The 11,603-nt window shown below is 36.8% G+C and carries 15 protein-coding genes; 4 read left to right on the top strand and 11 right to left on the bottom strand.

From position 1 onward, the window contains the following. Nucleotides 1-8: 8 nt before the first annotated feature. The 5 genes from MKY77_RS02490 to zwf all read right to left on the bottom strand — a co-directional run bounded on the left by MKY77_RS02490 (nt 9) and on the right by zwf (nt 4,974). Nucleotides 9-953 carry an LLM class oxidoreductase gene (locus tag MKY77_RS02490; protein WP_339148654.1) on the bottom strand — a complete coding sequence of 315 codons (945 nt, stop codon included), beginning with the start codon at nt 951-953 and terminating at the stop codon, nt 9-11. A gap of 412 nt (nt 954-1,365) precedes the next feature. Beyond that, nucleotides 1,366-1,782 (bottom strand): Rrf2 family transcriptional regulator, encoded by a 417-nt coding sequence (locus MKY77_RS02485; RefSeq protein WP_339148652.1) that lies wholly within the window; start codon nt 1,780-1,782, stop codon nt 1,366-1,368. Between the two features lie 257 nt (nt 1,783-2,039). Next, complete coding sequence (locus MKY77_RS02480; RefSeq protein ID WP_339148650.1) at nt 2,040-2,384, bottom strand: winged helix-turn-helix transcriptional regulator; 345 nt, start codon at nt 2,382-2,384, stop codon at nt 2,040-2,042. 191 nt (nt 2,385-2,575) lie between these two features. Next, complete coding sequence (gnd, locus tag MKY77_RS02475) at nt 2,576-3,469, bottom strand: phosphogluconate dehydrogenase (NAD(+)-dependent, decarboxylating) (RefSeq protein ID WP_339148648.1); 894 nt, start codon at nt 3,467-3,469, stop codon at nt 2,576-2,578. 47 nt (nt 3,470-3,516) lie between these two features. After that, nucleotides 3,517-4,974, bottom strand: a complete 1,458-nt coding sequence (zwf, locus tag MKY77_RS02470) for a glucose-6-phosphate dehydrogenase (protein WP_339148646.1) — start codon at nt 4,972-4,974, stop codon at nt 3,517-3,519. 429 nt (nt 4,975-5,403) lie between these two features. Here zwf and hxlA point away from each other — a divergent pair, with 429 nt between their 5' ends. From hxlA to MKY77_RS02455, 3 genes are all read left to right on the top strand, one after another. Next, complete coding sequence (hxlA, locus tag MKY77_RS02465; protein WP_339148645.1) at nt 5,404-6,036, top strand: 3-hexulose-6-phosphate synthase; 633 nt, start codon at nt 5,404-5,406, stop codon at nt 6,034-6,036. An 8-nt stretch (nt 6,037-6,044) separates the two neighbouring features. Further along, entirely contained in the window at nt 6,045-6,602 is a 558-nt protein-coding gene (gene hxlB, locus MKY77_RS02460) for a 6-phospho-3-hexuloisomerase (protein ID WP_308080005.1), read from the top strand. Between the two features lie 111 nt (nt 6,603-6,713). Next, nucleotides 6,714-7,433, top strand: coding sequence for a 3-ketoacyl-ACP reductase (locus MKY77_RS02455; RefSeq protein WP_339148643.1), 720 nt, complete (start codon nt 6,714-6,716; stop codon nt 7,431-7,433). 218 nt (nt 7,434-7,651) lie between these two features. Here MKY77_RS02455 and MKY77_RS02450 read toward each other — a convergent pair whose 3' ends face one another. The 4 genes from MKY77_RS02450 to MKY77_RS02435 form a co-directional block, all read right to left on the bottom strand. Beyond that, entirely contained in the window at nt 7,652-8,365 is a 714-nt protein-coding gene (locus MKY77_RS02450) for a SprT family zinc-dependent metalloprotease (RefSeq protein WP_339148642.1), read from the bottom strand. Between the two features lie 211 nt (nt 8,366-8,576). Continuing rightward, a complete protein-coding gene (locus MKY77_RS02445; protein ID WP_342515637.1) occupies nt 8,577-8,927 on the bottom strand; it encodes a hypothetical protein in 351 nt (116 codons plus the stop codon). Continuing rightward, nucleotides 8,908-9,066, bottom strand: coding sequence for a hypothetical protein (locus MKY77_RS02440; RefSeq protein WP_342515636.1), 159 nt, complete (start codon nt 9,064-9,066; stop codon nt 8,908-8,910). The genes MKY77_RS02445 and MKY77_RS02440 overlap by 20 nt, the downstream gene beginning before the upstream one ends. Continuing rightward, nucleotides 9,018-9,284 (bottom strand): hypothetical protein, encoded by a 267-nt coding sequence (locus MKY77_RS02435; protein WP_339148640.1) that lies wholly within the window; start codon nt 9,282-9,284, stop codon nt 9,018-9,020. The genes MKY77_RS02440 and MKY77_RS02435 overlap by 49 nt, the downstream gene beginning before the upstream one ends. Before the next feature lie 138 nt (nt 9,285-9,422). Here MKY77_RS02435 and MKY77_RS02430 point away from each other — a divergent pair, with 138 nt between their 5' ends. Next, nucleotides 9,423-9,632: a hypothetical protein gene (locus MKY77_RS02430; protein WP_339148639.1), complete on the top strand. Its 210-nt coding sequence runs from the start codon at nt 9,423-9,425 to the stop codon at nt 9,630-9,632. A 286-nt stretch (nt 9,633-9,918) separates the two neighbouring features. Here MKY77_RS02430 and nikE read toward each other — a convergent pair whose 3' ends face one another. Beyond that, the gene (gene nikE, locus MKY77_RS02425) at nt 9,919-10,728 is read right to left on the bottom strand and encodes a nickel import ATP-binding protein NikE (protein WP_339148637.1); all 810 of its coding nucleotides are present in this window, start codon (nt 10,726-10,728) and stop codon (nt 9,919-9,921) included. Between the two features lie 32 nt (nt 10,729-10,760). After that, entirely contained in the window at nt 10,761-11,591 is an 831-nt protein-coding gene (gene nikD, locus MKY77_RS02420; protein ID WP_342515635.1) for a nickel import ATP-binding protein NikD, read from the bottom strand. Nucleotides 11,592-11,603 lie beyond the last annotated feature (12 nt).

Genomic DNA, 11,603 nt, shown 5'->3' with positions numbered 1-11,603 from the left:
ATTAAATGTTACTTAAATGCAGGAAAATGAGGTACTACCTTTTCTCCTAATTCGTTAATTACATCCTTTGCCGGACGTTGACCGTATTTTAAATTCAAAATAACATGGTTAACTCCAATTTCCTGTAAGCGATTCAGAAATTCAATTAAGAATTTGTATCCGCTCCTAAACCCAAGGTGAATAGGAGTGGGACCTTCATCCGGATCTTTTGCTAAATCAATAAAAAGCGATTGAGAAAATGGCTGGAAATCATTCGTTAAGGAACGCCAATCATCAATGAGTTTAGCTTGTACATCAATATTTCGCGGGTAACTAATCCAACCGTCACTTTTTTCTGCTATCCACTCTAGTGACTGCCCTGAACGTCCTGTCACGAAAACAGGAATATCTGATAAAACTGGTTTTGGCAAGAGGTCTCCTTTTTCTAATCCAACTCTTTGTGAGTTAATCAGTGGGAATGACTTTTTCCATGCCTCTTTCATAACAAAAAATGACTCTTGAAATAATTCGGTTCGTTCTTCTTGGTTAACTTTATATGCAGAAAATTCAATAGGTCTGTCTCCAGTTGCAATACCCAAAAGAAGCCTTTGATTGGATATTTGATCTACAGATGCAGCGGCTTTCGCTAGGTCAAGTGGATGCCGTAGTGTCGTCACAATGCTTCCTGTCCCTAATGCAATTTCTTTTGTTTGACCAGCTAAGTAACCTAGAAATACCCAAGGGTCATATATTTGACCAACATCACCAAAGGTCGGGTCATTCAACGGAACATCTCTAACAAATAAAGAAGCAAAACTAGCTTCCTCGGCTATTTGAGCAACATCTACTTGATGCTTTAAATCCATGACCGGGATACTTCCCTTATATGCTTCTAAAGGAAAGAATAAACCAAGTGAAAGTTTGTTTTCTTGGAATGTGCGTGAATAACCTTTGTGCTTTTCAAATTTATTCATATTTTTAAACTCTCCCCTTTCATCTTCCTATGTGAATAAGTGAACTTCCCTGTTAATTATGCAGTTTCTTGCTTCACTGAATTTGGATTTGCGACATGATATTTGCCCCCACTCTGTAAAAAAAACATGAATGGTCGTAATTCGGAATTGCCACATTTAGGACAATGACCAATTTCTTTCGTTATCGTTAGGCATTTGTCGCAAACGTGTCTATGTTTTGCATTTGACATAACCATACGTTTATCATACCTTTCTTTATTTTATTGAATGAAACCTCATAAGATTTATCGAAGTTAACTGAACTTAAAATAGTTACAGTTTACACAAAAAGAACCTTAAACCATCTAACTAAAATAGCATTTACTATCTGTAACCAAAAACATTACATTTTGATCAAAAATAAAACAACTTATTAATATTGTTTTATTTTCTTTAAGATGGACGCAATGGAAATACGATCGAGGTATGCTGAAAAATATTGATCGGTTTCCTCAAACACCTCATCCATCACAAGTTGAATATTAGAAGCAACCACACATTCCTCTTCAGGATCTCCAGAACACCAATTGGGTTTAATCGTTGCACCTGACACTGAACGATAGATTTGCCCCAATGTAATTTCATCAGGATCTCTTTGAAGAATGTAGCCTCCTCCTATTCCTTCCTTTGTTCGTACAAATCCATAGTTACGTAAACAACTCATTATTTTACGAATTCTAGCTGGATTTGTGGAAACATTGTCCGCAATCTTTTGACTACTTGCCATATGATCAGGCAAATGCGCTAAAAGAACTAAGCTATGAACGGCTATTGTAAATTCACTATTCAATGGATTTCACTTCCTCTTGGCACCTGTACTGTAATATTAATTAATACAGTTTGAAAAGTCAATGAAATGGTTAGTTACTTTTATTCCAATTTTTGTAAAGCAAATCGGATTTACTCTTTTAATGCCTATAATTCTTCGCCAATTTCTTTCAGACTCAATCCCATTGAATATCATTATAAAAAAATACTAAAAATAAATTATCATGAAAAGAGGTTGACCCCCTTGACCGGAGTCAACCTTAGATTATCAGTTAAGTTTTACCTAATCGACAACCCGGTATTTTCCATATAATCTTTTCCCCAGTTATACATCGCATCGAGAATCGGCATCAAGCTTCTTCCTTGTTCAGTAAGGGAGTATTCTACTTTTGGAGGAACAACGGGATAGACTTCCCGTTTTACTATCAAGTCTTCTTCCAGTTCTCGCAATTGATTAACTAGCATTCTCTGCGTGATTCCTGGCATAAGAGCTTTCAATTCACCAAATCGCTTCGTTCCCTCTTTTCCTAGATGCCATAGTATAAGCATCTTCCATTTACCACCGATAACGGAAAGAGTTAATTCTTTTTCACAATTAAACATCTTTTCCTCCATTCGCGACATTTCACATCACCTCCATATTTATTATAGCCCATAGTATACTTTTTTCACTATATAAAAAATAAGGCTGTACTTGTTATATCCTTCCATACAACATATTCATTGTTTCCTTACCATCTCACAAATAATGAGCTATTTTTCTTCACGTATTTTTATTGACTCTTTTTCAATTAAATGTGACAGATATATATTTGTTAGTTTTTTTCAACACCATGTCCACCAAATTCGTTTCTTAATGAAGCTACCACTTTACCTGTAAAAGTATCGCTGTCTAAAGATCGGTAACGCATCAAAAGAGACATTGCGATAACAGGAGTGGCGGCTTGTAAATCTAAAGCTGTTTCAACTGTCCACTTCCCTTCACCAGAAGAGTGCATAATCCCTTTAATTTCATCTAGCTTTGCATCTTTTGAAAATGCACGTTCAGTCAACTCCATGAGCCATGAACGAATAACCGAGCCGTTATTCCACACTCTAGCCACTTTTTCGTAGTCAAAATCGAATTCGCTTTTTTCTAATACCTCGAATCCTTCACCAATCGCTGCCATCATACCGTATTCAATTCCATTGTGGACCATTTTTAAGAAATGACCGCTCCCTGCTTTACCAGCATAGATATATCCATTTTCGACAGCTGTATCCTTGAAAATAGGTTCCACGATGCTCCAGGCTTCAGGGTCTCCACCAATCATATAACTTGCTCCATTACGAGCACCTTCCATTCCACCAGAAGTACCGGCATCCATAAAGTGAATTCCTACTTCCTTTAGCTGGTTATATCGGCGAATCGATTCCTTATAGTGAGAATTTCCAGCTTCAATTACGATATCCCCAGTGCCTAATAATGGTGTCATTTCAGCAATTACTGAATCCACCACAGCATGCGGAACCATAATCCATACAACTCTTGGTTTTTCTAATGATTCAACAAGTTCTTTTAAATCAGATGTACCTTGAGCACCATATTTCTTCATCTCTTCAACGGCACTTCCATTTACATCGAAAGCTACTACTTCGTGCTTGTTATCAATTAAATTTTGACCTAAGTTTAAACCCATTTTTCCTAAACCAATTAACCCAACTTTCATGTTTATTTCCTCCTTAATAATCTAAAAATATTGTTCATCTTTTATTACTACCACCATTTATATCCTTCCTCTGCCAATAATTGATGGGAAGCATCTGGTCCCATTGACCCGGATGGATATAATGGAAGAGGAATTATATTTTCCTCAAAAGCCTCTAAGATAGGTTGTACCCATTTCCAAGACAACTCCACTTCTTTCCAATGTACAAAGAATGATGAGTCACCACGCATTGCATCGTTAATTAAAAGCTCATATGCTTCAGGAACATCTGCTTGCTTAGCATAAAAATCAATATTGACTGGTTCGAGTTTTCCATTGTTTAATGGGTTTTTACTATTTAATTGTAATGAAACACTTTCGTTTGGATTGATTTCAATCACTAATAGATTTGGCGCAGTTTCTTCTTCGTGAGTCTTATACAAATCCTTTAAAGTATTTTTAAATTCAATCACAATTCGGGTGGATTTCTCTGTCATTCTTTTTCCTGTACGGATATAGAAAGGAACCCCTCTCCAAAAATCATCTTCCATATATAGACGGGCAGCCACAAATGTGTCATTTAAAGAAGAAGGAGCAACTTCAGGTTCTCCTGTATAGCCAACAACTGGTTTACCTTGGATTTCACCAGGACCATATTGACCTCGAATCACATGATTCACTACATCTTCTTTCTTTAACGGACGAAGTGATTCTATTATTTTTCTCTTTTCATTGCGGATCTCTTCTGCACTAATTTGTTTTGGCAGCTGCATTGCTGTCATCATCAACATTTGCAGCATATGATTTTGAAACATGTCGCGAATAGCCCCAGCTTTATCATAATAATCAGCTCTTTCTTCAACCCCAACTGTTTCGGTTGCAGTTATTTGCACATTTGCAATGTATTGGTTGTTCCATAATGCTTGAAGCACTGGATTTGCAAATCCTAACGCTTCCAGGTTTTGTACCATCGGCTTTCCAAGATAGTGGTCGATGCGAAAAATTTCTTCTTCATCAAAAGCTTTGCTTAATTTATCGTTTAATACTTGAGCTGATTTTAGGTCATGACCAAACGGTTTTTCGATAATAAGACGTTTCCAACCTTTAGTAGAACCTAGACCACTCTCTTTAATGTTGGAAGCAATCACATTAAAAAGCTCTGGAGCAACAGATAGGTAGAACATACGATTTTCTGGAATATTCAATTCTTCTTCACGTTGTTTAACGAGTTCAAGTAATCCTTTATAACCTTCAGCCTTAATAGCATCTACATGGCTATAACGAAATGCACGGATAAACACTTCAAGGTTTGAATCGTCATGTTGTGATCGTCTAGAAAATGCTTCTAAAGAATCTTTCACATGTTTTTGGAAATCAGTATTTGATAAGTCTCCTCTGCCCACCCCAATAATGGAGATGGGCAGAGGTAATTTTTCATCCAAAAATAAATTATATAGAGCAGGGAAGATTTTTCTTTTTGCTAAGTCCCCTGTCGCCCCAAACAAGACAAATGTCATTGCCTCCATTTTACATACCTCCAAAAATTAGAAATAAATTTCAGTATTTCATGAAACATTGCTGCAACAAGATGTAAGTATAATACCTACATTTTTCAAATGGAAGTACGCACTTTTTATTTAAATAGTGATAAAAAAATAACTTACTAACAAAATGTATACCATAGGAAATAAACTCTTCTATTTATGTGCAAAAAAATTAAAAGCCAGGGTGAGCATCCTCTCCCTGGCCAAAAATGGTGCATGGTAGATTTATAGTTAATAGTAAGAACATAAAAACGATCTGTCTCACAGTATACTTTTTAGCACTATGTAAAATAAAAGTGCGTACTTTTAATATTGAATCATACGTTATATACTTGCAATTGTTCAGTGAGAGGCCATGGTGGAAAAAATATCACTGTACAACAATTAAAAAAAATTTAGGAGTGAATATAGATGGAATTACAATTAGCGTTAGATTTAGTAAATATTCCAGAAGCAATTGAGTTAGTTAAAGAAGTGGAGGATCACATTGATATCGTTGAAATCGGTACACCGGTTGTAATCAATGAGGGACTTCATGCAGTAAAAGCAGTAAAAGAAGCATTCCCTAACTTAAAGGTATTAGCAGACCTGAAAATCATGGATGCAGCTGGTTATGAAGTGATGAAAGCTTCTGAAGCTGGTGCTGATATCGTGACAATTCTTGGAACTGCTGAAGATATGTCAATTAAAGGTGCTGTTGAAGAAGCGAAAAAACAAGGTAAAAAAATCCTTGTTGATATGATTGCTGTTAAAGACCTTGCTGGACGTGCAAAAGAAGTGGACGCTATGGGCGTTGATTATATTTGTGTTCATACTGGCTACGATCTTCAAGCAGTTGGAAAGGACTCTTTTGAAGATTTACAGACCATCAAAGGTGTTGTAAAAAATGCTAAAACTGCAATCGCAGGTGGTATTAAGTTAGACACACTTCCAGAAGTCATCAAAGTACAACCAGACCTTGTCATTGTAGGTGGCGGGATTACTGGCCAAGCTGATAAAAAAGCTGCTGCTGCCAAAATGCAACAAATGATTAATCAAGGGTAATTCAAATCATGAATACAACTCAATACCTGGCTGAAATCATAAAAGAGTTAAATCGCTCCGTAGATTTAATTTCGAATGATGAAGCTGAAAAATTAGTTAATGGGATTCTTGAATCAAAAAAAATCTTTGTTGCTGGCGCAGGTAGATCTGGATTTATGGCCAAATCATTCGCCATGCGAATGATGCACATGGGGATAGATGCCTATGTGATTGGCGAAACAGTAACCCCTAACTTTGAAAAAGATGACATCTTAATCATTGGCTCAGGTTCAGGAGAAACGAAAGGTTTAGTTTCCATGGCTGAAAAGGCAAAAAGCATCGGTGGGACTATTGCAGCTGTAACCATTTTTCCTGAGTCCACTATTGGACAATTAGCGGATATCACAATTAAGTTGCCTGGCTCACCTAAAGATCAGTCGGAGAGTGACTTTAAGACGATTCAACCAATGGGCTCGTTATTTGAACAAACACTTTTACTATTTTACGACGCTGTGATTCTTCGGTTCATGGAGAAAAAAGGGTTGGATACCAATAAAATGTACGGTAAACACGCCAACTTAGAATAAATATATTATTCCTCGAGTTCTAAATAGGAAAGGCCGCAACTGTTCCCATGCAAGTTTGCGGTCTTTCTGTTAAAATGAGCTACTATTTGTAATAATTTTAGGAGTGATAAAATGATTTCTTTAAATGAAAAAACTGCAATAGTTACTGGCGCAGGAAGAGGCATTGGCCGTGCAACTGCTATCGCCTTAGCCAAAGAAGGCGTTCATTTAGGCCTAATCGGCTTAAATATGTCTAATCTAGAAAAGGTAGCTGCTGAACTAGCACAATTTGATGTTAAGGTTTCTGCAACAACAGCAGATGTGACCGATCTTGAATCCGTTACCCATGCTGTTGAAGATATCAAATCAGACTTAGGCCCAATTGATATCCTAATCAACAATGCTGGTGTTGCTAAATTTGGTGGGTTCCTTGATCTAACACCAGAAGAATGGGAAAAAATCATCCAAGTCAATTTAATGGGTGTGTATAATGTAACAAGAGCAGTATTACCAGGAATGATCGAAAGAAAATCAGGAGATATCATCAATATCTCTTCATCTGCTGGCCAAAAAGGTGCTCCTGTTACAAGTGCCTACAGTGCTTCTAAATTCGCTGTTTTAGGACTAACAGAATCACTTATGCTTGAAGTAAGAAAACATAATGTCCGTGTCACTGCTTTAACACCAAGTACGGTCGTTACAGATTTAGCGATTGATACAAATCTTGTTAAAGGCAATGAAGAAAACGTAATGCACCCAGAAGACCTTGCAGAATTAGTCGTGGCTAGTTTAAAATTCAATCCAAGAGTATTTGTTAAAACAGCTGGATTATGGTCAACAAATCCATCATAAAACGAAGCAGATCCGGTGGGGTCTGCTTTTTTTAGTTCGTACAAAATACTCTTATATGTATCCGTGATACAAGGAGAGTACTTTCTCTAAATTAACAATTAACTGATTAACTTCATTCTGCAATAATTTTCCCTTTGAACACCCTCTCATCTCACTTGAACAAACAAATCATGGATCGGCTCACTCATAATGATCATAAATAATAGAGGCTCTACTGCTTAAATAGTCATCTTCCAACTTGACAGCGCCAACCAATTTTCCTGCTCTTTATAATCAGGCGCTATTTTCCCTACAAGTCGCCAGAAGGATCGGTCGTGATTGAGATGAATCATATGGCACATTTCGTGTACTACTACATAATCAATTACTTTCATTGGAGCCATGGCCAACTTCCAATTGAAAGTTAACTGTAATTGGGAATCACAGGTTCCCCATGTAGTCTTACTATCGGATATACGGATAGACCGTGGTTTTACTTTAAAGTTACTTTGATAGGATCTTACACTCTTCTCCACAATAGCTTTGCATTGCTGGTAATAAAATCTCTTTAAAGCTTGTTTTATCTTTCCGTCCTCCGCCTGTTTCACATATACATTCAAATGTTTTTCATCAAACACGACATAATCTTGTTCAATAGTGGTATCTTGATAAACCTTTACAGGATAGGAGTTTCCTAAATAAAGAATCCTCTCCTCCTCCTCCTGACTGTATTCCTTCTCCTGCTGCCTATGCATTCTGTCCTTCATTTCCTTTGATTTTTCTTGAATCAATTCCCACCTTTCCTCCAGCAATTGAATCACTTTTTCATCCTGTGTACCTTTAGGAGCCTGGACTTCCACATTTCCATAAACGTCCATACGAATGGCAATGGATTTGCGATTTTTATATTTTATCTCAAAATGGATGGTTTCTCCTGAATATGTATGTATCATTTTATCACCTTACTTCAATGTGCTTTTTCAAGTAATTATATTAAATTTTGCCTATAAAAAGTAGCGGAGGTTAACACCTTACTCCAAAATCCTAATTACAAAAGGAATCCAGTCTGTCACGCCCAGGAAGCAGAGGGACGTTTCTCATGCTTTCCTGCTGAGGCTATAACCGTCCCGTGGCTCTCTGGCACCCATATTTAACAATGTTATTTCAACCGTCATTAGCCCCATAGATAGCCAAATCCTGATAGTCCAACACAAACATATAACCATTCCACTTAAGCCTATTCTGCATAGTACCGACCGTATCTGCATGGAAGGTTCCAGCAATCTGTTGATAGGCAAGTAAATAAAATACACCATCAAATCCAAAATCAACTGGGTATATTCCGCTTATGGGATCCACCCACCCACTGATAGGCTCCTTCAATTTGCCATTGGTATCATAAATTCCAGTTAAATATTCAGGGTCCCTTAGGGATAGATCTATTAGATACCTTGCATTATTTCTTTTACTAAATACTTCAACCTTGTAATTGTCCTTATGCTTGGTTAAATTCATCCGAGTCGAACAACAACCGTGGTTCGTTGTTAACAAAAGAATAAATATAGGTGTTTGTCGTTCCACCACTGCCACCTGTAGGAATGGTGATTAAAATATCATTGATCCCGTCTCCCGTAAAATCCTCCAAAAACAGCATCGGATCATCCCCATATTTTCCTTTAGAGGAATACTAACGGAAACACCTGTTGCTCCATCTCGAATCCCGAGTACCATATTCTGTATGATGGAAACCTCTGATTCCCTATAACCTGTCACATACACACTATCAGGAATCAAATCGCCATTTACATCCCCAGTTGCCGAAGCCACTACCCCAGTAATCCTCCAGTTGGAATTGTTATAATACCTATTCATTCATATTGCCTCCCGTGCACACATTTAATTGTTACAACTAACCTATGCACGGTGCGGTACACATGTTCAGCCCACAACATTCATACAGGCACTTAACGGCTCGATGTGTTATACACTAGAGGGAGAGGAGTGTCAGCTATGCTTTGGCAACAGAAAATACCGTACTTAATTAATCAGCCTATTGGGGTGTCGTTTGTGGATGGGACAGGAACTTCGGGGGTTTTATGTGGGGTCTCTGGTGGGAAGCTTTTGGTGATGGAATACTTATATCAGGCGCAATTTGCGTTGAAGCAGTATGATGTGTTTACGGTGCAGGATATACATGGATATCCGGGGTGTCCGGGTTAGGGTTTTTGGGGATGAGGGAGTATTACAATGGAGTCAAAGTTTTAACGTTTATTATTTCATTTGCAAATAAAGACTCTCTCAAATTCATAGGTTTGTATTTTTATAGGTTGGGTTGCTAGTTTCATAATATTCACCTTTTATCTATATCATTATGAATTTAAAGCCCATATGCTATTCCTTTTAATAGCAAGAAGAGTCACACCATTATTATATGTTGTGACACTACATCATAGTTTTAAATCTGATTTAACTATATCTAATCATTATTTAACGCTTTATACCATTTTCACACAGTTGGAATCGATCGAAACCTTGGGTGTTCAGCAAGGACGGAGTTCCTTAATTTTGTAACTACAGGGTGCTTTGATGAAATAAATTCATCTTTTGAATCGTAAAGCTCTATCAATTCTCCTTTTTCAAGGACACCAATTTTATCGGATATTGAAAAAGCAGCTTTAATATCATGTGTAATAAAAAGATAAGATAAACCGAAATCATACTTTAAATCGCTTAATAATTGTAAAATTAAGCTTTGTGTTACCATATCTAAACTACTTACTGATTCGTCAAGGACGATTAACTTTGGCTTTAGTGCGATAGCTCTAGCAATATTGATCCTTTGCAGTTGCCCGCCACTAAATTGATGAGGGTACTTTTTTAAATCTTTTTCTCCTAATCCTACTCTTTCTAATAGCTCAATAACTCTATTTCTTTGTTCTTCGTTAGTTAATTTCTCATAGTTCTCTAAGGGTTCGCTTATAATACGTTCAGCTGTCATCCGAGGATTTACAGATGAGTATGAGTCCTGAAAAACAACTTGTAGGTCGCGACGTATTTTTTGTTGAGCTACTTTGCTGGTATTATATATGTCATATCCTTGAAACAAAACTTGACCTTGCTGTGGACGTTGTATCCCAAGAATTACTTTTCCTAAGGTACTTTTTCCGGCTCCGCTTGTACCTATCAAGCCCAAGCATGTTCCCTCTTCAATAGTAAAGGAAATATCATTAAGGACATTATTTGATTGTGTCATAGCTTTAAATAGTTTATTTGAATTAAAGCTAAGGTGTACTTGTTGTACCTGCAATAAGTTCAATGATTTCACCTCTCGGATTTTTTAATCGGTTATCACAACGTATAAGTATAGGGTTGTTTCTCAGTATATAAAGTAGGCCTGTTCTTTAATAACTTCTTCGTGTATTCATGACTTGGATTATCAAATAAATCAAACACATTTGCTGATTCAACAATTTTACCATGTTTCATCACGATTACATCATCTGCCATTTCTGAAATTGCACCAAGATCATGTGAAATGAGTAAAATAGATGTTCCATAATCAGAGCGAACCTTGTTTAATAGACGAAGCACCAGTAATTGACTATGAAGATCCAATGCTGTAGTAGGCTCATCTGCAATAATAACAGAAGGTTGTAAACATGCTGCCATAGCGATCATCACTCGTTGAAGCATGCCTCCACTCAATTCAAAAGGATAGTTTTTCAACAATTTTTGTGGATCTTGCAAATTTACACTTTCCATCACATTAATCGCAAGTTCTCTTGCTTGCTTTTTACTTAATGAGGTATGCGATTTAATTGTTTCAACAAATTGTTGTCCAATTGTAAACACGGGAGTAAAAGCATTCATCGGATTTTGCATAATAAAAGCTAATTCTTTCCCACGTATTTTTCGCATTTCTTTGTTTTCTAGACCATTTAACTCTCTACCTTGTAGTGTAATGCTTCCCCTAATATCTAAATTGTTCTTGTTGTGAAGCTGTAAGATAGACATACTTGTAACGGTTTTACCACAACCGCTTTCCCCAACAAGTCCTAAAATCTTTCCTTTCTGAATTCCAAAGTTAATATCCTGAACTAGTGTAGAAAAACCCTCATCCGTTCGCACTTGAACATGTAAGTTTTTTACATGTAAAACATTTTGCTCAGTTATTCCCATTTTTAAGACTCC

It is taken from the genome of Sutcliffiella sp. FSL R7-0096 (genome assembly GCF_038595065.1).
GTDB lineage: Bacteria > Bacillota > Bacilli > Bacillales > Bacillaceae_I > Sutcliffiella_A.
This window is presented reverse-complemented; position numbering and strand designations above follow the sequence as displayed.

Excerpts from the sequence above, each read along its gene's own strand:
- MKY77_RS02490 (WP_339148654.1), bottom strand. The coding sequence starts at position 953 with ATGAATAAATTTGAAAAGCACAAAGGTTATTCACGCACATTCCAAGAA.
- zwf (WP_339148646.1), bottom strand. The coding sequence starts at position 4,974 with ATGGAGGCAATGACATTTGTCTTGTTTGGGGCGACAGGGGACTTAGCA.
- MKY77_RS02450 (WP_339148642.1), bottom strand. The coding sequence starts at position 8,365 with ATGATACATACATATTCAGGAGAAACCATCCATTTTGAGATAAAATAT.
- MKY77_RS02455 (WP_339148643.1), top strand. The coding sequence starts at position 6,714 with ATGATTTCTTTAAATGAAAAAACTGCAATAGTTACTGGCGCAGGAAGA.
- MKY77_RS02430 (WP_339148639.1), top strand. The coding sequence starts at position 9,423 with ATGCTTTGGCAACAGAAAATACCGTACTTAATTAATCAGCCTATTGGG.
- MKY77_RS02440 (WP_342515636.1), bottom strand. The coding sequence starts at position 9,066 with ATGCTGTTTTTGGAGGATTTTACGGGAGACGGGATCAATGATATTTTA.
- gnd (WP_339148648.1), bottom strand. The coding sequence starts at position 3,469 with ATGAAAGTTGGGTTAATTGGTTTAGGAAAAATGGGTTTAAACTTAGGT.
- MKY77_RS02435 (WP_339148640.1), bottom strand. The coding sequence starts at position 9,284 with ATGAATAGGTATTATAACAATTCCAACTGGAGGATTACTGGGGTAGTG.
- nikD (WP_342515635.1), bottom strand. The coding sequence starts at position 11,591 with ATGGGAATAACTGAGCAAAATGTTTTACATGTAAAAAACTTACATGTT.
- hxlA (WP_339148645.1), top strand. The coding sequence starts at position 5,404 with ATGGAATTACAATTAGCGTTAGATTTAGTAAATATTCCAGAAGCAATT.
- MKY77_RS02480 (WP_339148650.1), bottom strand. The coding sequence starts at position 2,384 with ATGTCGCGAATGGAGGAAAAGATGTTTAATTGTGAAAAAGAATTAACT.
- MKY77_RS02445 (WP_342515637.1), bottom strand. The coding sequence starts at position 8,927 with ATGAATTTAACCAAGCATAAGGACAATTACAAGGTTGAAGTATTTAGT.
- hxlB (WP_308080005.1), top strand. The coding sequence starts at position 6,045 with ATGAATACAACTCAATACCTGGCTGAAATCATAAAAGAGTTAAATCGC.